The 23,231-nt window shown below is 42.1% G+C and carries 26 protein-coding genes and 1 other annotated feature; of the genes, 9 read left to right on the top strand and 17 right to left on the bottom strand.

All coding sequences use genetic code 11. The annotated features are described in order from the left end of the window. The first annotated feature begins 83 nt into the window (after nucleotides 1-83). From H513_RS0118885 to sigK, 7 genes are all read left to right on the top strand, one after another. On the top strand, nucleotides 84-2,417 hold the full coding sequence (locus H513_RS0118885; protein WP_026802128.1) for a Na+/H+ antiporter subunit A: 2,334 nt from the start codon (nucleotides 84-86) through the stop codon (nucleotides 2,415-2,417). Next, a complete protein-coding gene (locus tag H513_RS0118880; protein ID WP_026802127.1) occupies nucleotides 2,417-2,755 on the top strand; it encodes a Na(+)/H(+) antiporter subunit C in 339 nt (112 codons plus the stop codon). The genes H513_RS0118885 and H513_RS0118880 overlap by 1 nt, the downstream gene beginning before the upstream one ends. Further along, nucleotides 2,748-4,229, top strand: coding sequence for a Na+/H+ antiporter subunit D (locus H513_RS0118875; RefSeq protein ID WP_026802126.1), 1,482 nt, complete (start codon nucleotides 2,748-2,750; stop codon nucleotides 4,227-4,229). Before H513_RS0118880 ends, H513_RS0118875 begins: the two co-directional genes overlap by 8 nt. Before the next feature lie 7 nt (nucleotides 4,230-4,236). After that, the gene (locus H513_RS0118870) at nucleotides 4,237-4,713 is read left to right on the top strand and encodes a Na+/H+ antiporter subunit E (protein ID WP_026802125.1); all 477 of its coding nucleotides are present in this window, start codon (nucleotides 4,237-4,239) and stop codon (nucleotides 4,711-4,713) included. A gap of 25 nt (nucleotides 4,714-4,738) precedes the next feature. Continuing rightward, complete coding sequence (locus tag H513_RS0118865; RefSeq protein WP_407946592.1) at nucleotides 4,739-5,020, top strand: Na(+)/H(+) antiporter subunit F1; 282 nt, start codon at nucleotides 4,739-4,741, stop codon at nucleotides 5,018-5,020. Beyond that, nucleotides 5,001-5,387, top strand: coding sequence for a monovalent cation/H(+) antiporter subunit G (mnhG, locus tag H513_RS0118860; protein ID WP_026802123.1), 387 nt, complete (start codon nucleotides 5,001-5,003; stop codon nucleotides 5,385-5,387). The genes H513_RS0118865 and mnhG overlap by 20 nt, the downstream gene beginning before the upstream one ends. A gap of 123 nt (nucleotides 5,388-5,510) precedes the next feature. Further along, a complete protein-coding gene (gene sigK / locus H513_RS0118855; protein WP_026802122.1) occupies nucleotides 5,511-6,224 on the top strand; it encodes an RNA polymerase sporulation sigma factor SigK in 714 nt (237 codons plus the stop codon). Between the two features lie 79 nt (nucleotides 6,225-6,303). On the opposite strand, the gene H513_RS20735 is transcribed toward sigK, so the two are convergent. The 3 genes from H513_RS20735 to H513_RS0118840 form a co-directional block, all read right to left on the bottom strand. After that, a complete protein-coding gene (locus H513_RS20735; RefSeq protein WP_036769150.1) occupies nucleotides 6,304-6,537 on the bottom strand; it encodes a YrhC family protein in 234 nt (77 codons plus the stop codon). Nucleotides 6,538-6,606: 69 nt separating this feature from the next. Continuing rightward, a complete protein-coding gene (mtnN, locus tag H513_RS0118845; protein WP_026802121.1) occupies nucleotides 6,607-7,299 on the bottom strand; it encodes a 5'-methylthioadenosine/S-adenosylhomocysteine nucleosidase in 693 nt (230 codons plus the stop codon). 21 nt (nucleotides 7,300-7,320) lie between these two features. Beyond that, entirely contained in the window at nucleotides 7,321-7,977 is a 657-nt protein-coding gene (locus H513_RS0118840) for a YrrS family protein (RefSeq protein WP_026802120.1), read from the bottom strand. A 175-nt stretch (nucleotides 7,978-8,152) separates the two neighbouring features. Between H513_RS0118840 and H513_RS20730 the strand changes: the two genes are divergently transcribed. Next, nucleotides 8,153-8,401 (top strand): KTSC domain-containing protein, encoded by a 249-nt coding sequence (locus H513_RS20730; protein ID WP_051240165.1) that lies wholly within the window; start codon nucleotides 8,153-8,155, stop codon nucleotides 8,399-8,401. A gap of 6 nt (nucleotides 8,402-8,407) precedes the next feature. On the opposite strand, the gene H513_RS20725 is transcribed toward H513_RS20730, so the two are convergent. From H513_RS20725 to mltG, 5 genes are all read right to left on the bottom strand, one after another. Beyond that, on the bottom strand, nucleotides 8,408-10,090 hold the full coding sequence (locus H513_RS20725) for a penicillin-binding transpeptidase domain-containing protein (protein ID WP_156111429.1): 1,683 nt from the start codon (nucleotides 10,088-10,090) through the stop codon (nucleotides 8,408-8,410). A gap of 153 nt (nucleotides 10,091-10,243) precedes the next feature. Continuing rightward, nucleotides 10,244-10,720 carry a transcription elongation factor GreA gene (gene greA / locus H513_RS0118825; protein ID WP_026802119.1) on the bottom strand — a complete coding sequence of 159 codons (477 nt, stop codon included), beginning with the start codon at nucleotides 10,718-10,720 and terminating at the stop codon, nucleotides 10,244-10,246. 170 nt (nucleotides 10,721-10,890) lie between these two features. Further along, nucleotides 10,891-11,535: a uridine kinase gene (gene udk, locus H513_RS0118820; RefSeq protein ID WP_026802118.1), complete on the bottom strand. Its 645-nt coding sequence runs from the start codon at nucleotides 11,533-11,535 to the stop codon at nucleotides 10,891-10,893. Between the two features lie 136 nt (nucleotides 11,536-11,671). Then, a complete protein-coding gene (locus H513_RS0118815) occupies nucleotides 11,672-12,313 on the bottom strand; it encodes an O-methyltransferase (protein ID WP_026802117.1) in 642 nt (213 codons plus the stop codon). Between the two features lie 106 nt (nucleotides 12,314-12,419). After that, nucleotides 12,420-13,553: an endolytic transglycosylase MltG gene (mltG, locus tag H513_RS0118810; protein WP_026802116.1), complete on the bottom strand. Its 1,134-nt coding sequence runs from the start codon at nucleotides 13,551-13,553 to the stop codon at nucleotides 12,420-12,422. A 658-nt stretch (nucleotides 13,554-14,211) separates the two neighbouring features. Here mltG and H513_RS0118805 point away from each other — a divergent pair. Further along, nucleotides 14,212-14,913, top strand: coding sequence for a hypothetical protein (locus H513_RS0118805; protein WP_036769148.1), 702 nt, complete (start codon nucleotides 14,212-14,214; stop codon nucleotides 14,911-14,913). A 321-nt stretch (nucleotides 14,914-15,234) separates the two neighbouring features. Here the strand turns inward: H513_RS0118805 and H513_RS0118795 are convergent, their stop codons facing one another. From H513_RS0118795 to recD2, 9 genes are all read right to left on the bottom strand, one after another. Beyond that, on the bottom strand, nucleotides 15,235-15,519 hold the full coding sequence (locus H513_RS0118795; protein WP_026802114.1) for a DUF1292 domain-containing protein: 285 nt from the start codon (nucleotides 15,517-15,519) through the stop codon (nucleotides 15,235-15,237). Nucleotides 15,520-15,532: 13 nt separating this feature from the next. After that, the gene (ruvX, locus tag H513_RS0118790; protein WP_026802113.1) at nucleotides 15,533-15,949 is read right to left on the bottom strand and encodes a Holliday junction resolvase RuvX; all 417 of its coding nucleotides are present in this window, start codon (nucleotides 15,947-15,949) and stop codon (nucleotides 15,533-15,535) included. A 6-nt stretch (nucleotides 15,950-15,955) separates the two neighbouring features. Next, nucleotides 15,956-16,222, bottom strand: coding sequence for an IreB family regulatory phosphoprotein (locus H513_RS0118785; protein WP_026802112.1), 267 nt, complete (start codon nucleotides 16,220-16,222; stop codon nucleotides 15,956-15,958). Between the two features lie 83 nt (nucleotides 16,223-16,305). Further along, on the bottom strand, nucleotides 16,306-18,951 hold the full coding sequence (gene alaS, locus H513_RS0118780) for an alanine--tRNA ligase (RefSeq protein ID WP_026802111.1): 2,646 nt from the start codon (nucleotides 18,949-18,951) through the stop codon (nucleotides 16,306-16,308). Between the two features lie 73 nt (nucleotides 18,952-19,024). After that, nucleotides 19,025-19,230: a binding site (T-box leader), on the bottom strand. Between the two features lie 46 nt (nucleotides 19,231-19,276). Continuing rightward, on the bottom strand, nucleotides 19,277-20,344 hold the full coding sequence (locus tag H513_RS0118775) for an AI-2E family transporter (RefSeq protein WP_026802110.1): 1,068 nt from the start codon (nucleotides 20,342-20,344) through the stop codon (nucleotides 19,277-19,279). A gap of 47 nt (nucleotides 20,345-20,391) precedes the next feature. After that, the gene (locus H513_RS21360) at nucleotides 20,392-20,526 is read right to left on the bottom strand and encodes a YrzQ family protein (protein ID WP_081658346.1); all 135 of its coding nucleotides are present in this window, start codon (nucleotides 20,524-20,526) and stop codon (nucleotides 20,392-20,394) included. Between the two features lie 24 nt (nucleotides 20,527-20,550). Further along, nucleotides 20,551-20,745, bottom strand: a complete 195-nt coding sequence (locus tag H513_RS0118770) for a hypothetical protein (protein ID WP_026802109.1) — start codon at nucleotides 20,743-20,745, stop codon at nucleotides 20,551-20,553. After that, nucleotides 20,726-20,878, bottom strand: a complete 153-nt coding sequence (locus tag H513_RS22000; protein ID WP_197057397.1) for a hypothetical protein — start codon at nucleotides 20,876-20,878, stop codon at nucleotides 20,726-20,728. The genes H513_RS0118770 and H513_RS22000 overlap by 20 nt, the downstream gene beginning before the upstream one ends. Further along, nucleotides 20,879-23,215 carry an SF1B family DNA helicase RecD2 gene (recD2, locus tag H513_RS0118765; RefSeq protein WP_026802108.1) on the bottom strand — a complete coding sequence of 779 codons (2,337 nt, stop codon included), beginning with the start codon at nucleotides 23,213-23,215 and terminating at the stop codon, nucleotides 20,879-20,881. It lies immediately after the preceding gene. Nucleotides 23,216-23,231: the final 16 nt, after the last annotated feature.

Here is a 23,231-nt window from a genome sequence, read left to right as displayed (position 1 = left end):
TACAATGGAAGAGATATTTCACTAAGGTTATGGTATTGTTAAAATTTGTACTTTTTAAACTTCCGAGGGAGGAATAAGACTTAATGTTTATTGCTGTATTACTTCCACTCCTATTCGCTTGCCTTGTTCCTTTACTTAGTAAGTGGAAAAACGCTATTCACACTGGATGGTTCGTATTGCTAATACCATCGGCAATCTTTGTGTATCTTGTGCGTTTTGTTGGACAGGATTTCAGTCCAATACGGAACACATATCCTTGGATCCCTTCTCTAAATATTCAGCTTGACTTTTATTTAGACGGTTTAAGCCTGCTCTTTGGCTTACTCATTAGTGGGATCGGAGCACTTGTTGTGTTTTATTCTATTTACTACTTACATAAGAGTGAACAACTTGGACACTTTTACGTGTATCTTCTTATGTTCATGGCTGCTATGTTTGGAGTAGTATTCTCAGATAATATCTTTGTGCTTTATACGTTTTGGGAACTCACTTCTTTATCCTCATTCTTATTAATTGGATATTGGAATCATCGTAAGGGTTCTCGTTACGGAGCATTGAAATCCATGCTCATCACCGTATTTGGTGGCTTGAGCTTACTGGGTGCCTTTGTATTGCTATCTGTTGTTGCAGACACAACAAGCATTCAGGCGATGTTGGACCAGAAAGAAATGATTCTCAATAGCCCGCTATTTGGCTGGATTGTAGCATTTCTGTTTCTTGGTGCCTTCACCAAATCAGCTCAATTTCCATTCCATATCTGGTTACCAGATGCAATGGAAGCACCTACACCCGTTAGTGCGTATCTCCACTCAGCAACAATGGTTAAAGCAGGTATCTTCTTAATTGCACGCTTTTCCATTCTTTTATCTCAAACAGAGTGGTACTTCTTTGTTGTCACTGGAATTGGATTAATCACACTATGTTGGGGCTCATTTATGGCCGTGCGCCAAACTGATTTGAAAGGAATTCTTGCTTATTCCACCATCAGTCAGCTTGGTATGATTATGGCGATGCTTGGGTTTGGAACAAAGATTGCCCTATTTGCTGCAATCTTCCACATTTTAAACCACGCTACGTTTAAAGGTAGCCTGTTCATGGTTGCAGGGATTGTAGACCATGAGACTGGTACTCGAGACATCCGTAAACTTGGTGGGTTAATGACATGGATGCCAATTACAGCTACGCTCGCACTCTTCGGGACGTTCTCAATGGCTGGTGTGCCATTGCCAATCCTGAACGGTTTCTATAGTAAGGAACTGTTCTTTGACAGTGCTATTCACCTAGATTCGTTCAGTGGATGGATTGAAGCGTTGAAGATGGCAGCACCCTACTTGGCTGTACTAGGAAGCATCTTTACGTTTGTGTATTCCATGTACTTATTCTTTGGTACATTCAGAGGAAAAGCGAACGTAGAAGAACTACCAAAGAAACCACACGAAGCACCGATTGGTATGCTCATTCCGCCAATCATTCTTGTCGCGCTTGTTGTGATTATTGGTTTATTCCCTAACCTATTTGCAGAAAGTTTCTTAAACCATGCAGCGTCTGCCGTTAAGGGAGCAGAAATTGAGAAGCATGTGAAGTTCTGGCATGGATTCAAAACGCCTCTCTATATGTCGCTCGCGGTTGTGGGGCTTGGAACGCTTCTATACCTTACTCGTCATAAGTGGACAGGAATTTATCGCGTATTCCCAGGAAGTCTCACCTTCAACCGTGTGTACGATTGGATGGTAGACCGTTCTGAGAAATATTCAAGCGTGATTACAAATTCCTATATGAATGGTTCGATTCGCCGCTATGTAAGATTAACGCTTGCAGCGATGACAATCGGAACGTTCATCTTCTTATTTACGACGAATGGATTATCATTCACAGGTACATCTACAGCAGAAATTACGCTGCCTGAACTGTTCATCGTTGCCATGATGATCTTTGCAGCGGTAGCTACCATCTTTACGAACAATCGTATTGCCGCAATCTTAATTCTAGGTGTTGTGGGTTATGGGTTAGCGATTCTGTTCGTCATGTACCGTGCACCAGACTTAGCACTTACACAGTTAATTATTGAAACGGTAACGGTTGCGTTGTTCTTACTCGTATTCATGCATTTACCTGAACTAAGAAAGCGCACTGAATCCGTAGGCACGAAGCTCACAAATGCCATTATATCCATTGGCTTTGGGGCTATGATTACCTTAGTTGGAATATCCTCATTTAATAGTAAGTGGTTTGATCCTATTTCTGACTACTTCTTAGAAACATCTAAAGAGCTCGGTGGCGGTAAAAACGTCGTCAACGTAATCTTAGTCGATATGCGTGGACTAGATACGCTGTTCGAGATTGCGGTACTAGGAATCGCTGCTCTTGCCATCTTTGGCTTAGTTAAGATTCGCCGGAACGATAAGGAGGCGAAATAATGGAGATTGTCACATCTGTTCTAGCTGGAATCCTATTCACAACTGGAATCTACAATCTACTACAAAAGCAGATGTTAAGAATTATCATTGGAACAGCGCTCATCTCTCATGGCGCGCACTTGTTCATCCTGACCATGGGGAAATTAAAGACTGGTGCTCCCCCTATTCTTGTAGAGGGGATTAAGGAATACACCGACCCATTGCCACAGGCGCTAATCTTAACATCAATCGTAATTAGCTTCGGAGTGACAAGTTTACTTCTTGTACTTGCCTACCGAGCGTCTCAAATTAATGAATCAGATAATATGGATGAACTAAGGGGTAACGAAAATGAGTAACTTAGTAGTACTACCCATTCTCATACCACTCATCTCGGGGATTATCGCCGCTTTCTTACATCGCAAAATAGGTGCAGTCCGCATCTTTAGTCGATTAATGGCCGTCATAAACCTTGGTGTCGCTGCGTATATGGGATGGTTTATCACACAAAACGGAACGATTATTCTAGAAACCGGTGGTTGGAAGGCGCCCTATGGAATTATTCTAGTGGGAGATACCTTATCCGCTCTGTTAGTTCTTACGACAAATGTGATCGCGACGGCATGTGTGTTCTATGCAAGCCGCTCACTAACGAATAAGCAAGAAAGTTTCTATTTCTACACATTCTTCTTCTTGCTCATCACAGGCGTTTCAGGAGCGTTCCTAACTGGCGACCTCTTCAACCTGTTTGTATTCTTTGAAGTGCTTCTCATGGCTTCTTATGCGTTAATTGTGCTTGGAAACGGCAAGATTCAGCTAAGAGAATCCTTAAAGTATGTTCTATTAAACCTATTCTCTTCCATGCTATTCGTTACAGTGGTTGCGTTCCTTTATTCAGTTGTTGGAACAGTCAACATGGCTCAGATTGCCGAACGTGTCCAGGAAGTAGAACAAAAAGGTGTATTGACGACCATTGGGATCTTGCTATTCTTCGTATTCGGTACAAAGGCAGCCCTTTTCCCGCTTTACTATTGGTTGCCTAAATCTTATATTGCACCGAACCCAGTCGTATCCGCTCTATTTGGAGCACTGTTAACAAAGGTCGGAATTTACTCCATCATGCGTACGTTCTCCATCATCTTCTACCATAAGACAGATGTAACGCATGAGATGTTTATTTGGATTGCAGCCTTCACACTCTTATTCGGTGTGATTGGAGCGCTCTCTACACACAACGTGAAGCTTATTGTTGCTTATAACATCATTCCAGCTGTTGGATTCATGCTACTTGGAATTGGATTGTTCAATGGGACGTCTATGGAAGGTAGCGTTTATTACCTAGTCCATGACATGATCATTAAAGCGGCGCTCTTCCTATTAGTAGGCGCCATTGCGTATCTAGCAGGTACGAGCGACTTGAGAAAGATGAATGGACTCATCCACCACTATCCAGTCCTTGGGTGGTTGTTCCTTATCGCAAGTGTCACGCTAGCCGGAATTCCACCATTCAGTGGCTTTATAGGAAAGCTTCTTCTGCTCCAAGGTGCTGCACAAGAAGAACGAATCATCATGATTATTGTTGGGCTTGTCACAAGTTTATTAATTCTATATTCTATGATTCGAATCTTCATCCAAGGTTTCTGGGGTGAGAAGGACGAAACGATTGTACCAGACAAAAAGGCTGCCCGTAGCTTTACTGGGCCAATTGCTTTCTTATTGGTCTTCTCCATCTTCCTAGGAATCGGTGCAGAGTTTGTACTGCCTTCAGTTGAAGATGTCTCTAATTCATTACTCAATCCGTCTTCTTATATTCAATCCGTTTTAAAGGAGTAAAATGACTATGACTTTCCAAATTGTCTTAAACATTACGATAGCCTTTATGTGGACATTCTTAACTGAGAGTTACAGCCTTAGCTCCTTTATTGTCGGGTATTTCATTGGAGTATTGCTCTTATTTGTACTCCGACGCTTTATTCCGGATGAATTCTATATGAAGCGCGTCGTAAGCATTATTAAACTGATTTTCCTATTTATTAAAGAGCTTCTTCTCTCAAACATTTCAATCCTTAAATACGTCTACAAACCTAAGCTCGATGTAGACCCAGGAATATTTGCTGTTCCACTTGATGTGAAGAGCAATTGGGAGATTACTTTACTGGCTAACTTAATTACACTGACGCCAGGTACGCTTTCCATTGCAGTATCGAACGATCATTCCACAATCTATGTCCATGCAATGAACATTGAAGACGTAGAAGAGGATATTCGCTCTATTAAAGAAACGTTCGAGAAAGCAATTAAGGAGGTTACACGATAATATGACTCCAGAATTCACTAAGGCCATGCTCGAGAACGTCACCATGGTTTGTATTGTCGCCTCGTCCATCTCCATCATCCTCTTGCTTTATCGTGCCATTAAAGGTCCTACGAACCCGGACCGCGCTGTATCACTTGATACGATTGGCATTAACTTGATGGGACTTGCGGCGTTAATCGCTGTACTGATTGTCACAACTAAACTGAACGACGTCATCCTTCTAATCGGAATCCTGTTGTTTATAGGAACCGTTGCAGTGGCGAAGTTCTTGGAAAAGGGTGTTATCATTGATCGAGACGTGGATTGAGATGTTCTGGGACATCGTGATTATGGTATGCCTATTGATTGGAACATTCATCATGCTCTCTGGATCAATCGGAATTATTCGCTTTCCTGATGTGTACACACGTTTACACGCTGCAACGAAGAGTGCCACACTAGGCGTATCAGGCATTTTGATTGGGGCTTTTCTTTACTTGTACATTGAACAAGGGATTGTAAGTGGCAAGCTCATACTTGGTATCATATTCGTCTTATTGACGACACCAGTTGCCGGCCACATGATTTCAAGAGCTGCCTATCGTAGCGGTGTGAAACTTTGGGACAAGAGCATTCGAGATGATATCGAGAACGGAGAAATACCTGACACGAAAGAACATCAAACAGAACAATAATGTATGAAGCACATCCTTTTAAAAGGGTGTGCTTTTTTTATAGACAGGACAGACACACACCTCCTTTTTGAGCATAAGGTTAATATACATAGGCTTATGACCAATCCTCGGAGGTGCTTTTTCATGTCTAGTCTACTCGCCGCATTGCTGTACGTCGCGAAGGAAGCGCTTTTTTTTGTTTCTTACGTGAAGAACCATGCATTCCCTCAGCCTCTTAACCAAGAGGAAGAGCTACGGTGTCTACAACAAATGAAAGACGGAGATGAAACGGCTCGTAATAAACTTATTGAACACAACCTTCGCCTTGTGGCACATATCGTCAAGAAATTTGATAACACCGGTGAAGACAATGAAGACTTAATTTCAATCGGAACCATTGGGTTAATTAAGGGAATTGAAAGCTTCTCCCCCGGCAAAGGTACTAAATTGGCTACTTATGCTGCACGATGTATAGAGAATGAGATTCTTATGCATTTACGAGCTTTAAAGAAAACAAAGAAAGACGTGTCTCTCCATGACCCTATCGGTCAAGATAAGGAAGGCAATGAAATTAGCTTAATTGATGTGTTGAAGGCTGAAAATGCGGATGTCGTAGAGAAAATTCAGCTCAATATGGAAGTAGAGAAGATTAATGAATACTTAAATATTCTAGATGCGAGAGAGAAAGAGGTCATTATTGGGCGTTACGGACTTGGTTTAAAGGAAGAGATGACGCAGCGAGAGTTGGCTAAATCTCTTGATATTTCAAGGAGTTATGTATCTAGAATTGAAAAGCGCGCGCTAATGAAGATTTTCCATGAATTTTATCGAAAGGAAAAGCGAAAAAAGAATGGATGAATTTTATCGCTGTGACGTCAGCTCAATTAGACTAGACCATATAAAACATAAAAATAGAGTGCCCTTCATGAAGGGCACTCTACTCTGGATTCTGTTGCTCTAGAGATTGCAATTGTTTATATCGAAAGACAAAATAAGCTGTAGCAGTTAATGTAAACATAGTTAATATAAATAATACGCCGTTATACTCACTAGGACGTAGATAGGTTGTAATCACAGATCCTAAGAATAGATAAAAACTAAGCATCAGCAACGTGAGAACATATCGTCCATAGTCTTTTATCTTTCCTTCCATCCCTTTCTTTGAATCCATCATTCAACACCCCTCTCTCTATGAGAATCATAACATAGAAAAAGGGGCGCTCCAGTTAGTAAATAGTGGTTATACCGCTTCTACCATATGATTAATCAATGTAGCAGCATGCTTGGCTGCCTTCTCAAGATATTGATCAAAGGATACATTTGACTCTTTCCCAGCGATATCCGAGAGAGAGCGAATAATGACGAACGGAGTTTCATATTGAACACATACTTGCGCAATCGCAGCCGCTTCCATTTCGGCTGCTTGCAGCTGCGGAAACTTTGTACGAACGAAGTCTACACGTGTTTTATCTTGCATAAATGAATCTCCTGTTGCGATTAAGCCTCGTACTGAGTGAATGGAATCAAGTTTCCGAGTAGCTTGCTCTGCCAATGCAACTAATTCCTCATCCGGTTGATAATAGGCTGGCATACCAGGGACTTGGCCATATTCATAGTCAAAGGCCGTTACGTCAACGTCATGATGACGCACTTCTGAAGATATGACGAGGTCACCTACTGACAACTCCTCGGCAAATCCACCAGCAGACCCTGTATTAATGACATGAGTTGGCTGATAACGTTCGTGTAGAACAGCGGTCGCCAATGCGGCATTCACCTTACCGATGTTAGACTTTAGCAAGACAATCTCTTTGCCATGCATCGTACCTTTATAAAATACGCATCCAGCAATTGTTTCCTCAGACTCTACTTCCATCCAAGATTTAAGAAGTGCGACTTCTTCGTCCATCGCTCCAATAATTCCAATTCTCATATCCTAACTCCTACCTATCATCTATTTTTTATCATTCTCTTTTAGTACTTCCACTTTCGTAGGTTGCCAACCCTCATTCGCTACCCACGAACCATATACACGATAGGTGTCCGTTTCAGCACTATCGGAGACCGTAGCCTTAAAACTTTGTTTATCATCACCACGTGTAATCCACCACAGCACGTATTGACCCTCATTTAAGTTAAGTGCTTTAGAAATGGCCAGATTCATTTCCGCCCACTCCTCTGTACCTTTCTCAAACTTTGTCACATGCTCTCCTGTTTGCTCTGTACCGACAGGCTCCCAGTTCTTAGTATAAGCAGTGACGACATTTGGATCATCGCTGCTTTCTTCAAGAGTAATCCGTTCCCCAGTTTGCTCCTCCTGCTCAACCGAATCTTCTTCATTGGTTGAGGCAGACTCTTCTTCACTTTGCTGATCGGAGGCCTTGTCATCTGACTTTTCCGTTTCCTCTTGTTTCGACTCTTCCGTCGCTTCCTTATTCTCTTGAGAAGTTGAATTTGCCTCTTTGGCTGCTTGACCTGGTTCGCCTCCTAGATTAAAGACGAATACTCCAATTAACACGACCAAGAGCACGGCTCCTGTAATCGAAAACATCGTTGTACGTTGCGTAACTTTTCGTTGTTTCTCATAACGATTAACACGATTTGATTGCAAGACAGTCTCCTCCCTTTTCCCCTATTATACTATGGGCAATTCTATGAGCAAAATATCTTTTTCGTAAACACCTTTTTTTGTCGAAATACAAAAAGTTCTGATAGGTAAAAGGAATTTTTGAATGCATTGTCTAATATATATTATAAAACTTTTATGATAACGGGGTGTTTAGAATATGGAACTGACAACATTTTCTCGTAAGTTATGGAAGCTAGAGTCGTTTGAGCAGATTGGGTATGACCGTTTGACAGAAACGCTCATAATCTTTTTCTTAGATGGTCGCGTACAAGAGTTTCTACATGTTAAAGAGAACGTTGTATTCCAATTCGTGATTGCACTTAATAAAGAACAGTTTCTATTAAAGCAATTAATTCCCCACTATTCTTTCTTCCTCTACGCAGCAAAAATCCCCTCTAACATCTAGAAGGGATTATGGACCGGCCATAATGGATTGAGCGAAATCGCCAAATAAGGCCACATGCCGTCCGCCGTTTTGATTTGTATTTAAATCGACAACAACCATTGCATAAGCGGGTTGTTCTACAGGAAAGTAACCAGCGAACCAGTAATGATTGTCTATACTCTCCTCTTCCTTAGACCCTCTAATATTTGCAGTGCCAGTCTTTCCAGCAATGGATTGTCCCTTTAACGCTTGTGCAGTCCCCTGTTCCGTTACACCCATCAATAGCTTCTGCAATTGATTCACCGTGTACGGAGACAGTTTATTTTCCTTGTCCTCATGTTCATCAAACGAAAAGAGTGAGACGTTATTTTCATACAACAAATCTGTAACAACCCTAACCTCTTTCTTAGTACCTCCATCCGCAATTGTTGCCATCATATTTGCAATGCTTAGCGGAGAGAACATGACATTTTTCCCTCCAATTGCAGTTTGTGTAATCGCTTCTCCCACGTTTTCTTGATCATCTTCTGACCAAATTGTTCCAGCTGGATTAGGAGAAAGTTGAGAGACGTCTTGCTCTTTAAAGACATCCCCCACCCACCCAGGAGGGTTCATCAAGCCAAGCTTATCTGCGTAATCTTCTAATACGGTAGGTGAATAAGCTAGCATGTCTTTCGTTAATGAAGCGAACGTATAATTACAACTCTGATAGAAGCTTTCCTCGAACGTTAACGCCCCGAGTGGCCGGCTAGATTCTGATTCTCCATCCTTATTGAGGTTGCAGTTAAACGATTGTCGCGTGTTTACTTTTGGATGTTCAAGAGCAGCGGCTGCAACGACAACTTTGAAGACAGAACCAGGCATATTACGAGTAAGAATATGGTTTGTCGCAGTCTCACTCAGATTCGTGCGTTCGAGCGCTGGAAGACTCGCCATGGCTAGTACTTCTCTTGTCCTTACATCAAGAAGGACAACCCCTCCCTTATCTATCCCATACTCTTGGAGCAATGCTTCAGCTTTCTGCTGATAAGTAGAATCGATTGTCGTTTTAAGCTTTAAGGGGTAGTATTCATCAGGATCGCCTCGGTAGAAAATATCTAGCCCTAAGAGAGGGTCCCCATTCCCATCCACGTGGAATAACAGCCTTTCTGAGCCTTTCGATAACAGAAAGGGGTCCATTGTCTTCTCAAGTCCAATTCCACCTATAGGCGTGTCTGTATCGACATCTGTAAGCTCTGGATACTTTTCTTCGAATGCTTCTCGGTTTTCACTAACAATCCCAACTAGATGTGAGGCCAATGTTGGAACATCTAACTGCATGGAACGCTGGACTGTATATAAAGCCGGATGATTTAGTTCTTGAATCTTTACCAGTTGGTCTGATGTAAGCTCCGGTAATCCGTCAATGTCTGTATAGTAGACTGGACCGTCAGTCTCTTTAACAGCTTTCAACATCTTATCCATCTCTTCTTCAGTGAAATACTGTTGAAAACGTTCAGGAAGAGCAAGTTCATTAAGATATGGAGCTAGCATAATATCTTCTACATCCTTGCGGTTCAACGGTACTAAATCTCGATCCACAATCGCGCCACGCCCATCATGAATTTCGAGTTGCTGTGTTCGTTGAGCAACGCTCTCTTCTAGCAAATTCACGTGATCAGGTCCATAGTGTTCAGTCGAGAACAACTGAAGGTTTGATAATTGTGCCAATAAGATGAAAAAACCTAATAAAATACATGTCGAAAACCCATATACTCTCCGTTTCTTCAAGGTTCATACACCCCTTCTGCTCCCATTATGGGCGTATGAACGGTTAATTAAACGAAAAAGCCCTCTGAATTCACTATTCAGAGGGCTTGTCCATTAGTCAACACTAATAATTTTCACTTGGATGTCGCCACCAGGTGTGACAACAGAAACTTCTTCTCCTACTTCATGTCCAATAAGGCTCTTCGCCATAGGAGAATCATTTGAGATTTTACCTTCGAAAGGATCGGCTTCTGCGCTTCCTACAATCTTATAAGTTTCCTCATCACCATCAGGAATCTCCTGGAAGGTAACAGATTTACCTAGTTGTACAACGCTTGAGTCCGCATTATCATTCTCAATAATAACAGCACTACGAATCATGTTCTCCACGTGAGAAATACGGGATTCAACGAACGCTTGCTCGTCTTTCGCAGCATCATATTCAGAGTTCTCGGAAAGGTCTCCGAAGCCACGCGCAATCTTGATGCGTTCTACGACTTCTTGACGCTTTTCTGTTTTAAGATAATGTAGCTCATCTTCTAACTTTTGTTTACCTTCTTCGGTCATATAATAACTTTTCTCTTCAGCCATGACAACGATTCACTCCTTCAAATATCCTGTGTCAATCACTATAACCTTCATATAAAAATGAGCGGCACAATGGTGTGCGCTCGTATCACCAAATGTAAAAGTAAGCGTTCTATTCAGAACTACTACACATTACTATGGCAGATTTCCATGCGGTTTTCAACAATTTTTTCCTAGTTGTCGTCGGAGTGCCCTTTTTCATCTAGAATGCGTTGAATCTTAGTGGAAAGAAGGTCAATGGCTACATGGTTTTGGCCACCCTCAGGAATGATAATATCCGCATAACGTTTAGTTGGTTCAATAAATTGAAGATGCATAGGACGGACAACATTTACATATTGCTCAATTACAGAATCAATCGTTCTACCACGTTCTTTAATGTCACGTAGGAGACGGCGAATAATTCGTATATCTGCATCCGTGTCAACGAAGACTTTAATATCCATCAAGTCACGCAATCGAGCATCTTCTAAAACCATGATCCCCTCAAGTATAATAACCTCTTTCGACTCAACTGGAACAATTTCTTCAGAACGCGTGTGAAGCTTGTAATCATATACTGGCTTTTCAATGGATTCATGATTCAATAACTTTTCAATATGTTCAATAAGCAAGTCATTATCAAAGGCTAATGGGTGGTCGTAGTTTGTCTTCAACCGCTCTTCGAATGGAAGATGAGATTGGTCTTTATAATAGAAATCTTGCTCTAGCATTAGTAAAGTTTTATCGGAAAACTGTTGGATAATGGAGCGCGTAACGGTTGTCTTACCAGAACCAGTCCCTCCCGCTACTCCAATTACTACAGGTCTTTCGTTCATGTCGTCTCTTTCTCCTTTCACATCGTGCCTCTTATCACTCGTACACATGCTGATGGTTGAGTAGCCTATCTACCGTTCATCCTTAACAAGTTACGGCGCGAACAAACGTAATTAGTTGTTCATCTCAACCCAAAAGCTATTCCCTTGGTGTACTCACCGCTACACCGTCTCCGATTGGCATAATCGACGTCCGGTAATCAGGGTGTTGAAGCAACCATTCGTTGTAGGCTTTAATCTTTTTCGCTATTTTCTCTTTTCTTGATGTACCTAGCTCTTCTTCAGCTACATAGCCTTTAAATAGTACATTGTCAGAAACGATTATCCCATTCTTTGATAAACCTGTTCGGTAAATCTCGAAGAATCGCTGATATTGTCCCTTTGCGGCATCTATAAATAGAAGGTCGAACGGACCCGATTGAAGGAGTTCGTCTTGTTTCTCTAACGCATCTCCAAATACAACATCTATTCTGTCCGATAATCCTGATTTCTGGATACGGTCTATCGCTTCTTGGTAGCGTTCCTCATCACGTTCAATGGTCACAATGTGACTATTTGGCAATTCTTTAGCCATACGAATTGCAGAATACCCAATGGCAGCCCCAATCTCAAGAATTCTGTCAGGCTGATGAATGCGTAACAGCTGCAGTAAATACTCCATCCCTAATGGTTCCATAATAGGAACGTGGTGTTCCTTTGCGTATGCTTCCATTTCCTTGATATCAGCATCCTGTTCAGGTAGGTTCTGGAGCAAATACGCCTCTATTGTAGACTCAATCATTGAGATCCTCCTTCGTTCTTAACAAGCGGTACAAATTTAACACAACCCTCTTATTTTACCATAACGAAAGGAAAGAATGCGAGACAGTCCCCGCATTCTTTCTGCTTTAATCAAGATATTTTTTCTTTAATTCTAAGTGTTCGTCGTATGTTTTCGAATAATAGACTTCTCCATCTGGCGCTGCTAAGAAGTACGTATGTTCAGATTCCTTCGGCTCTAAAATAGATTGAAGTGAATCTTCGCTAAAGTTTGAGATAGGTCCTACAGGTAACCCTTGAATAACGTACGTGTTATACGGGGATTCCTTTTGTAAATCCTTCTTCGTAATTTCCTCTTTATGAGTGCCAACCGCATAAAGAACAGTAGGGTCCGTTTGGAGCGGCATATCCTTCTCCAGACGATTGTAGAACACACCAGCAATGGCTTTACGATCTTCAGAGCCAGGCGCCTCTTCCTCTACAAGCGAAGAAAGTGTAACAGCTTCATGAAGGGTTGCGGATTCACCATTAATCTGCAATTCTCCAATACTGTCTAAATATGGGGTGACCACATCTTGAGTTTTCTGTAGCATTTTACGGACGATTACATCAACAGAAGGGTCTTCTTCAAAGAAACTATACGTAGCAGGGAACAAATACCCCTCTAACGGATGTTGAATTTCAGGATCCGTAATGGCATCCGTAAGTATACTTGGATATTGGTCAATTAACGTCTCCACATAACCAAGGTCGTCGACTTTATTCATAAACTCTTCTTTCGTTAACGACGTCTTTGAAGCATATTTCGAAGCAATCTGCTCAAGTGATAAACCTTCCTGAACCGTAACCTCAAACACCGCTTCCTGCTTGATTTTACCCGTCTTCAAAGCAGAAATGAGTTCGTCATGTGTCATTGAAGGAGAAAATTGATAATCCCCCGCTTGGAAACCAGACTCATTCTTGAACTTAATATAATAACGGAAAACCGTACTATCCTTCACAATGTTATTCTCTTCTAATATAGACGCAATTTGCGTTGTCGAAGACCCAATCGGAATCTCAACTTGTTTCGTATCCTCACTACTCGGATCAACGGGTTTAAGTGCAGATGAGATATAAAGGTAGCCCGAAACCCCACCAACAATCAGCACAAGCACTAGCACACCTAACGTTATCCCAACAATTTTCCTCACCGTACGCGCCTCCTGCATCTTTGCCTTACGCTTCTCTTCATTAAAATCTTCACGATCAGAAGATGACATACACACTTCCTCCCTTCATCCGATACATTATACTACAAAATTCCCCACCAAAACTAGAATACCAAAGAAAAATGTCGCCCCGGAAAGCGGAAGCGGCTTGGTCAGGCACGGTAGGCATAAGCAAGATAGCGCAGTGAGGTGCCCTTCCCTCACGGAGCTAGATTGCTTATGACCGTAGTGCCTAGCCGCTGCAGCTGGACACCCTGAAAAGCGGAGGAGGCCTGCTAAGCCACGGTAGGCATAAGACGAGGGCCGGAGTGAGGTGCCCTTTCCTCACGCAGGTCATCGACTTATGTCCGTAGTGGCTGGCCTCCGCAGCTAGACACCCCGAAAAGCGGAATGGGGCGTCTAGACCCGGCAGGCATAAGCAAGGCAGCGCAGTGAAGTGCCCTTTCTTCACGAAGCTGAATTGCTTATGACCAGAGGGTCTGCCCCATGCAGCTGGACACCACGAAAAGCGAAGGAGGCCTGCTAAGCCACGGTAGGTGTGGTTTTACTGTTAATTGAGTTGGTTGATTACGCAAAGTCATATCTATGTATCCAATATTGTCAGAGTGTTATAGCCTAATAAATTGAATATAAACACCGGATTCTTTTGTGGAAAAATATGTAACTAACATATATAATTGAAGTGATTACTACATATGGAGGTATGGAAATGTTTAAATATTGGAAATCAATAGGTATTAGTTTATTACTTGCAACAATCTTAGTTGGCTGTGGAGATGCAGAGAACTCATCGGCAAATAGCGACAAAGACGAAGAGCCTAAACAATCTGATCAAGAATCATTAAATCAAAAAGAAGAGCCATCAGAACCAAAAACAAATGAAGATGGGAACATTGAGTTGCTTGAAGTTGGGCAAACCGCTGAATCACAAGCAGGAAAAGCGGAATTATTAAAGATAAAGAAGGTTAATGAAACCGTTGATGTAGCACCCATAAATGTTACTATACAGGATATCAAAGTGATTAAATTAACTGAAGTAGATCCAGCTTTTGCAGAAGAATTATCTTATATGGCGGATGCTAATATTTCTAATTTAGATGAAGGATTCTCTTACATACAAGTTCAATATACGGCTGAAAACACAACAGAAGAAAACATTGAATGGTATGACCTTATGAATGTTGTTACAGACCAAGGGGAACAAATTGATGGACAAATGAAAGATTTTCTTGTGACTGATTCTGATATGGAATCTATGTTTATTGGTGAAGTAAAGAAAGAATTTCAAGATGCCTTTGTTGTTAAGAATGCTGATATTAACGAAGTTAAATTAGTCTTCGGTTATACAATGAATGGAGATTCCTATGAAACCATAACGGAAAAACAAACCGTAGAATATACTTTAGAGTAATACAAAGAAAAGGGAGCTAAGAAGCTCCCTTTTCTTTAATTTTAGAGATTTTTTACATAAGGATGAAGGTTGAAGCAATCACCATTGATAAAGACTTATGAGTTTCAGCTATTCCACGATATCAGACTCTGTCTTACCTCTCGTTACAATATCTCCAACAGGATCCCTCTTTTCCTGCTGTGTTATGCCTAATGGTTTCTTTGGCATATGATTCGCTCCTTTCGTATTGCTATTGAAGATTGACCCAACCAACCACCCTATCCACCACCAGAAACAAAAAAACCCTTACTCCTCTAAGGAGTAAGGGTTTCAGTTCTTATCTTATTGCTCGTCCTCTGTGAACGTGTTAAGCATTTCCTCTACCATTTCCCACTCTTCTTCAGTTTCAATCTGGTAAAGGGCTAAGTCGTCTTCCTCGCCTGCGTTATCTTCATAACGGAATGCAAACACTTCTACTTCTTCGTCAGTGTCTTGCTGTTCAGCTGGTACAACGACCATATAAGATTTACCTGTTGTATCTACATCGAATTTGAATAGTACTTCAAATAGATGTTCTTCCCCGTTTTCGTCAGGGATAATAATTCGCTCTTTTTCTTCTTCAGCCATTTTATTCACCTCATTATACTTTTGCGTCTAAATAACTTTGTAGGATCATGACAGCTGCCATCTTATCGATGACTTTCTTTCGCTTGCTACGGCTCATGTCCGCTTCAAGGAGAACGCGCTCTGCTGCCATTGTGGTGAGACGCTCGTCCCACAGATCCGTTTGAATGTTAAATCGTTCTTGAATACGATTTGCGAATACTTGAGAGGCTTCCCCTCGTTCTCCTATCGTACCATTCATGTTCTTTGGTAAGCCAACGACAATTGTTGTAATTTCGTGTTCGGAAATAATTGGAGCGAGTTGGTCAAATGCTGACTCAAATTCTCCTTCTGTCCACTTAACCGTCGTAATGCCTTGTGCAGTCCATCCAAATGCATCACTTACGGACACACCAATTGTCTTTTCGCCTACATCTAGTCCCATTTTCTTCATTGAATGTTATCCCTCTTGTTGGTGATCTAAATAGAACTTCACTAACTCTTCGATCAGCTCGTCCCTTTCCATTTTACGGATGAGATTTCTGGCGTCCTTATGACGAGGAATATAGGCCGGATCCCCAGAAAGCAGGTAGCCTACAATCTGATTAATCGGATTATAGCCTTTTTCTTGGAGTGCTTCATGTACAGACAGAAGTACTTCCTTAACGTCCTGGTCGAAAGGCTCTTCTGAGAAGTTAAATTTCATCGTCTTATCCATAGAACTCATTTAATCACCTCTCCTATAGAATGTACCCGATTCTTGCTTTGGTTAACGCATACGCAACCATTCCGCTATTATTATATACTTTTTTAACCGTTAGTTGAAACGGATTGCACGTAAGTTTTTGCGTATTGCACGGCTTCCTCAACTTGTTCAGGATTTTTACCGCCGGCTTGTGCCATATCTGGACGGCCACCGCCGCCTCCACCACAACGTGAAGCCGCTTCTTTAATTAGGTTCCCTGCGTGGTAACCTTTGTCGATTAAATCTTTAGAAACGCCTGATGCCAACTGTACCTTACCATTGTTGACTGTTGCAAGGAGAATGATTCCTGAATCAATCTTTTGTTTTAAATCATCCAACATGTTACGTAGTGCATTCATATCCGCTACATCTACCACTTTCGCAAGAAGAGGCACACCTTCTATATCTTCAAACTCATCTAGAATGGAAGAAGCTTCTAAGTTCGCTAATTTAGCTGCGAGGGATTCCTTCTCACGCTGGGATTCTTTCAGTTCTTTGTATAGAGCGTTAATGCGCTCTGGTACTGTTTCAGGTTTTGTCTTCAACAGGTCAGCGGCTTCATTTAGTAGAGACTGTTTTCCTGACATGTAATCGTAAGCACCTTTACCCGTCACCGCTTCAATGCGTCGAGTACCTGCTCCGATTCCAGACTCTGTTACAATCTTGAACAAGCCGATTTCCGCTGTGTTGCGAACGTGAATCCCTCCGCAAAGCTCGATAGAATAATCTCCAACAGATACAACGCGTACATCTTCTCCATACTTCTCGCCAAATAGCGCCATAGCACCTTTTTCTTTCGCATCGGATAATGCCATACTTTCAATCGCAACAGGAATGGATTTCCACACTTTCTCATTCACAATCGTTTCAATCTGAGCAAGTTCTTCATCAGTGATTGAGCTAAAGTGAGAGAAGTCGAAACGCAAACGTTCAGGAGCTACATAAGAACCTGCCTGATTAACATGTTCACCAAGAACATCTTTCAATGCCTGGTGCAATAAGTGTGTGGCCGTATGGTTCTTAATAATATGAGAACGGGATCCATTGTTGACTGTAGCAGTTACTTGTTCCCCTTTCTCAATTGTTCCTTCTTTCACGATAGCGCGATGAAGGTGTTGACCATTTGGTGCCTTCTTAACGTCCAGAATGTCTACCACTGCATGTTCGGTTTGAAGCGTACCAGTATCGGCAATTTGCCCACCACTCTCAGCATAGAAAGGAGTAGACTCAAGGAATACATATACTTCTTCCCCTTGTGTAGCCTGCCCAGCAAAGTCTTTTCCTTTCACGAGCTCATTGATGGTCGTGACGGTTTCCATCACATCGTATCCGACGAAATCACTGTCTACGGTAACTTCACCAAGAACCCCTTCTTGAATTTGCATGGAATCAACTTTCTGTCTTGCATTACGCGCACGCTCACGTTGGCGCTCCATTTCTTGCTGGAAGCCTTCTTCGTCTAGTGTAAAGCCAGCCTCATGTACATATTCTTCTGTTAGCTCTTTAGGGAAACCATAGGTGTCATAAAGACGGAAGACTTCTGTACCAGGGAATACGTTCTTCCCTTCCTTAGACTCGCGTTCAATAATTTCTGTTAGAATCTGAAGGCCGTCATTTAACGTTTCATGGAATCGCTCTTCTTCTGTCTTCACAACATTTTGTAAGAATTCCTGCTTTTGTTCCACTTCTGGATAGAATTCATTCATGATACTCCCAACGTGAGGTACCAACTTATACATAAACGGTTCGTGAATGTCAATCTGCTTCGCGTAACGTACAGCACGGCGAAGTAATCGACGTAATACATAGCCACGACCTTCGTTTGAAGGCAATGCTCCATCAGCTACAGCAAAGGTTACTGTACGAATATGGTCTGCAATCACTTTAAACGAAGTATCCGTTTCAACGGATTTTCCATAAGACGTATCTGCTATTTTCTCTGTTTGTTGAATGAGTGGTAAGAACAAGTCAGTCTCAAAGTTTGTCGGCGTGTCTTGAATTACGCTAACCATACGCTCAAGTCCCATACCTGTATCAATATTTTTCTTTGGAAGTGGCGTATACGTGCCATCAGGATTGTGGTTAAATTCAGAGAACACAAGGTTCCAAATCTCTAGATAACGCTCATTCTCTCCGCCTGGATAAAGCTCTGGGTCTTTCGGGTCGTTCCCGTATGCTTCACCACGGTCATAGAAGATTTCCGTATTTGGACCACTTGGGCCTTCTCCAATGTCCCAGAAGTTCTCTTCAAGACGAATGATGCGCTCTTCAGGTAGTCCTACCAGGTCACGCCACATATTGAATGCTTCCTCGTCTTGAGGGTGAACCGTTACGGAAAGTTTGTCCGCATCAAAGCCAATCCAGTCTTTGCTTGTTAGGAACTCCCAAGCCCATACGATTGCCTCTTCCTTGAAGTAATCTCCGATTGAGAAGTTTCCAAGCATTTCAAAGAATGTATGGTGACGAGCTGTCTTACCCACATTTTCAATGTCATTTGTACGAATTGACTTCTGTGCGTTCACGATACGTGGATTATCAGGAATGACACGGCCGTCAAAATACTTCTTCAACGTTGCTACACCACTATTAATCCAAAGTAATGTAGGGTCTTCAAATGGAACAAGAGATGCACTTGGCTCCACAGAGTGCTGTTTTTCTTTAAAGAAATCTAGAAACATTTGACGCACTTGAGCGGACGTTAATGATTTCATAAGTAACTCCTCCTTTAGGTTATGTAATGACGAGACGAGAGCAAAAAACTCCCGCCCCTGCACAGTTAATCGATGCAGGGACGGGAGTTTTCCGCGGTACCACCCTGGTTATGGACGAGGTCCATCACTCAGTATTCGCTGTAACGGGGCGAAACCCGGCGAGTATTAATCGCACTCCGGACTAGCGTTCGGAAGTTCTTCATCTGGAATTGCTCACAGCCTCGGCAATTCCTCTCTTAAAGATGGGCTACTTCGTACTCGATCCTTCAACGCGTTCGTCATCTGTCATGTATGCCACAAATTATAGATAACTGTGTCGAAAATGTCAATCTCCCCGTGGGAAAACATCTGTGTGGTGGGCAAATACCCTTAAGATTGTGAGGGCTGGGACGGCGATAATCATCCCCACTATCCCGGCAATCTCTCCACCAATCAGTAAGGCGAAGATAATTAGGATTGGGTGCATATGCAAACTTCTACCGACAATGTATGGCGACAGCAGGTTGCTCTCAATTAGCTGAACAGCAAGAACAACAATCAGAACAAAGACAACCATCCTTGTTGAAACAGTAAACGCAATAACTAGAGCAGGTATGGCTCCAAGAATGGGGCCGAAATACGGGATGATATTCGTTACTCCCATGATCCCCCCAAGAACAAGAGGATAGCGCATCCCAATGAACCAAAGAAGTACAATGGAGATTCCTCCTACAAATAGACAAACAAGAAGTTGACCACGTATGTAATGCCCAAGACTATCATCGACCTCTTGCAGGACTTCCTTGCCTTCTTTTCGATACTTAGCAGGAGTAAGACGAAACAATGTCTTCTTCATTAGCGTGAAATCTTTCAACATATAAAACACGAGTACAGGAATTACGGCAAGAAAGATAATGACATCTAGCATCCCTGTTAAACGAGTACCTAACCCTACAAGCAACTGCTCACCTCTCGCCTCGATGGATTGTAGCAGTTCATCCATACGATCGTGGACTTTCTCAGGAAGGAAAGCGGTTCGTTCATAAGCCTTTAAGATATATTCTCGGTACGTATCAACGAAAGAAGGGATTTGTTCTACAAGTTCACTTAACTGCCTTAGAAAGATTGGATACATCATATAGACTGCATAGCCAACTCCCCCAAAGAAAAGAAGATAAATAATTGTAATAGCTGCCCATCTCGGTACGTGCATTTCATGAAGTCTTTCAATCGTAGGATGCAGCAAATACGCTATAAACATCGCTACAACGAAGGGAACAAGTAGCTTGAACAGCAAGTGTAAAGCAGGCGCATAGAATGGATACAACTTCATAAGCAAGAAGATAATTAGCAACCAAAGTAAGAGAAAGAAACTTCGATAAATCCATTGATTGTATCGCTCGTTCGTAAACATAAAACTCCCTCCAAAAAAAGGGATAGCAAATGCTATCCCTTTTCTTATTAACGAAAAGCTCGTCTGAAACGTTTACGCATACGTTTCATTGATCGTTGAGAGAATAAATCCCGCTCTCTGGCTGTGGAGTAGAGATATGCACCTATTCCCATCGCTGCTAGAGAAGTGATAGTACGGTTCATTCGCTTCACCACCCAATAAAGGATTTACCACCAGGCTTCTTTCTGTTCTTCTTCCTCGCCGAATAAATCGTCGAGAGAACTTAACGAACCATCTTCCTCAACTTGGTGTACGTGGAGCTTTCCTTCATTTACAGAAAGCTCTATAAAACAATTCCAACAATAATATTGGTGATTCCCAATTTTACCGATATCTTTCCGGTTACAGTTTGGACAATGCATTCAGAAGGTCCCCCTCACCTTTGTTCTGAATGTCATTCTTACCAATTGAAGGAATTTCATACATCCGTGTGATCAGTGGTCGCGAAGCCGGTGCCTTGTTCACCACTAAGTGAACATCCTTATTATGCTTCAATTACATGAAGTCATAAGGGGAAAGTTCTTCCTCATCATCAATTACTTCCACCTCATTGGGCTCTTTATCCATAACTTCCTTAAGACGTTCCTGCAGACTCGTGTATCGCTTATTCGTATCAACGGTTTCCACCCCGCGTTTGAAGGCATGCTTATCTCCTACAATAATAAGGGAAGACTTACTTCTCGTGACTGCTGTATATAACAAGTTACGCCGAAGCATTCTTGAGTATCCACGAACGACTGGTAAAATGACAATCGAGAATTCAGAACCCTGTGATTTATGAATGGACGTACAATACGCATGCATCAATTGATTGGCGTCTTTCTTTAAGTACTCTACTTCTTTCCCATCATAATCCACCACAAGCTTCTCGGTTTGTTCTTTCGTTTCATCCTCTTCGTAAATCGCAACAATCTCACCAATATCTCCGTTATACACACCCGATTCTGGTTGATTGACTAATTGAATGACCTTATCTCCCGTTCGGAATGTCACATCCTTTAGTTTCAGTTGACGTTTCTGACCACTCGTCGGGTTTGCGAGCTGTTGGATTTGTTCGTTTAATTCGTGTATGCCATTCTTCGTACGATACATGGGTGCAAGAATTTGTATGTCCCGGACCGTATGACCCTTGCTTAATGCTTTCTCATACACTTGTTCAATTACTGGCATGGTTTGTTGTTCAGAGCAGGCAATAAAATTAAAGTCATTAGCACGCTGTAGCGTTTGGTCTGTGCAAATTCCGTCTTTCATTTCATGGGCTAACTGGATGATTTTCGAGCCTTCTTTTTGGCGATACACTTCCCTTAACTGGGTAGCAGGCAGCTGGTCTGAAGCCAATAAATCAGAGAGTACTTGACCTGGACCAACAGAAGGAAGCTGGTCTTCATCCCCTACGATGAGTACTTGCATGTCATCAGGAATCGCCTTAAATAACTTATTGGCAAGCCAAATATCGACCATGGAAAATTCATCAATGATAATAATCTTCCCGTCCAATTGGTTATTTTGGTCACGATCAAATGAGTCCCCCCCACTCCAGCCGAGCAAGCGGTGAATCGTAACCGCTGGAATACCAGTAGACTCGTTCATACGCTTAGCCGCACGTCCTGTTGGAGCAGTAAGGACAAATGGAAAGGCGTCATCGTTCCCATAATCTGCTGGGTTAAGCGATTTACGCTGCAGTTTAGCGTAAGCTGTGACAATTCCTTTAATTACCGTCGTCTTCCCTGTACCTGGACCACCTGTTAAGATGTTGATTTTTGAGTGAAGAGCTTTCTCTATGGCTTCATATTGCTCTTTCCCATAGCTTAATCCCTCTTCCTCTTCAATCTCACCCACCACTTTCATGACGTCCGATTGGGTAAAGGTATCCTCAACATCCGAGAGCATGATTCGATGTATTTGGGTTGTGAGCCCCTTTTCTGCATAGTAAAGAGATGGGAGGTAAGCTCGCTCTTGCTCCACTACAACTCGCTCCTCATCAGAAAGTTGAACCAGCTGTTCTGCAATGGTCTCATAGCTTATTTCATGCTCATCAGTCTTTAATACTGCATAAGCTTCGTCAAATACTTTCTCGAATGGGACATATACATGGCCATCTTGTATCCATTGATTCAAAGCATACATACAGGCTGCTTGTACCCGTGTTGGGTGGTCCATTGAGATATTGTGTTGACGCGCTACTTCATCCGCTCGCTTAAATCCGAATCCCTCAATATCAAATACAAATTGGTATGGATTCTCAGCTAATAATTCTAAGGTTTGATCTTGGTATTGTTCATAAATGCGTTGGGTCATCTGCAATCCAAAGCCATATTCACTCAATGTAATGACAATATGCTCGAATCCTTGGTGTTTCTTTAGGTCGGCGACAAGCTGATCACGCTTATCCGCCTTTAGATGAGGAACTTGATCGAGACAGGATGGATCATCTAAGATTCTCTGGATAGCGCCTTCTCCTAGAGTACCTACAATTCGTTCTGCTGTACGCTTCCCAATTCCATAGAATAAATCACTGGATAAATACAGAACGATTCCTTCTTTCGACGTAGGAATCTCCTTTGTATAATGATTCACTTGATACTGTTCTCCGAATTTCGGATGGTAGGCCTTCTCTCCGTAGAACAGATAATGTTCTCCCTTATCAAGACGAGGGAAATATCCTTTAATCACTATTTCTTTCTCGTTAAACGATTCATTCGTCTCTTGAATCTTAATAAGAGCAATAGAAAAGTGCTCCTCGTCATTCCGGAAGATCATTCGTAACAGTTCACCTTTAACATAGCTCTTTTCTTCTGTTGTCTCGTCTTCTAACACGCGTTCTGAATCCATCGCATGAAACTCCTTT

This window comes from Pontibacillus halophilus JSM 076056 = DSM 19796, from assembly GCF_000425205.1.
GTDB lineage: Bacteria > Bacillota > Bacilli > Bacillales > BH030062 > Pontibacillus_A > Pontibacillus_A halophilus.
This window is presented reverse-complemented; position numbering and strand designations above follow the sequence as displayed.

Coding starts and splice junctions, on each gene's coding strand:
- H513_RS0118885 (WP_026802128.1), top strand. CDS start 84: ATGTTTATTGCTGTATTACTTCCACTCCTATTCGCTTGCCTTGTTCCT.
- H513_RS0118880 (WP_026802127.1), top strand. CDS start 2,417: ATGGAGATTGTCACATCTGTTCTAGCTGGAATCCTATTCACAACTGGA.
- H513_RS0118875 (WP_026802126.1), top strand. CDS start 2,748: ATGAGTAACTTAGTAGTACTACCCATTCTCATACCACTCATCTCGGGG.
- H513_RS0118870 (WP_026802125.1), top strand. CDS start 4,237: ATGACTTTCCAAATTGTCTTAAACATTACGATAGCCTTTATGTGGACA.
- H513_RS0118865 (WP_407946592.1), top strand. CDS start 4,739: ATGCTCGAGAACGTCACCATGGTTTGTATTGTCGCCTCGTCCATCTCC.
- sigK (WP_026802122.1), top strand. CDS start 5,511: ATGTCTAGTCTACTCGCCGCATTGCTGTACGTCGCGAAGGAAGCGCTT.
- H513_RS20735 (WP_036769150.1), bottom strand. CDS start 6,537: ATGGATTCAAAGAAAGGGATGGAAGGAAAGATAAAAGACTATGGACGA.
- mtnN (WP_026802121.1), bottom strand. CDS start 7,299: ATGAGAATTGGAATTATTGGAGCGATGGACGAAGAAGTCGCACTTCTT.
- H513_RS20730 (WP_051240165.1), top strand. CDS start 8,153: ATGGAACTGACAACATTTTCTCGTAAGTTATGGAAGCTAGAGTCGTTT.
- greA (WP_026802119.1), bottom strand. CDS start 10,720: ATGGCTGAAGAGAAAAGTTATTATATGACCGAAGAAGGTAAACAAAAG.
- udk (WP_026802118.1), bottom strand. CDS start 11,535: ATGAACGAAAGACCTGTAGTAATTGGAGTAGCGGGAGGGACTGGTTCT.
- H513_RS0118815 (WP_026802117.1), bottom strand. CDS start 12,313: ATGATTGAGTCTACAATAGAGGCGTATTTGCTCCAGAACCTACCTGAA.
- mltG (WP_026802116.1), bottom strand. CDS start 13,553: ATGTCATCTTCTGATCGTGAAGATTTTAATGAAGAGAAGCGTAAGGCA.
- H513_RS0118805 (WP_036769148.1), top strand. CDS start 14,212: ATGTTTAAATATTGGAAATCAATAGGTATTAGTTTATTACTTGCAACA.
- H513_RS0118795 (WP_026802114.1), bottom strand. CDS start 15,519: ATGGCTGAAGAAGAAAAAGAGCGAATTATTATCCCTGACGAAAACGGG.
- ruvX (WP_026802113.1), bottom strand. CDS start 15,949: ATGAAGAAAATGGGACTAGATGTAGGCGAAAAGACAATTGGTGTGTCC.
- H513_RS0118785 (WP_026802112.1), bottom strand. CDS start 16,222: ATGAGTTCTATGGATAAGACGATGAAATTTAACTTCTCAGAAGAGCCT.
- alaS (WP_026802111.1), bottom strand. CDS start 18,951: ATGAAATCATTAACGTCCGCTCAAGTGCGTCAAATGTTTCTAGATTTC.
- H513_RS0118775 (WP_026802110.1), bottom strand. CDS start 20,344: ATGTTTACGAACGAGCGATACAATCAATGGATTTATCGAAGTTTCTTT.
- H513_RS21360 (WP_081658346.1), bottom strand. CDS start 20,526: ATGAACCGTACTATCACTTCTCTAGCAGCGATGGGAATAGGTGCATAT.
- H513_RS0118770 (WP_026802109.1), bottom strand. CDS start 20,745: ATGCATTGTCCAAACTGTAACCGGAAAGATATCGGTAAAATTGGGAAT.
- recD2 (WP_026802108.1), bottom strand. CDS start 23,215: ATGGATTCAGAACGCGTGTTAGAAGACGAGACAACAGAAGAAAAGAGC.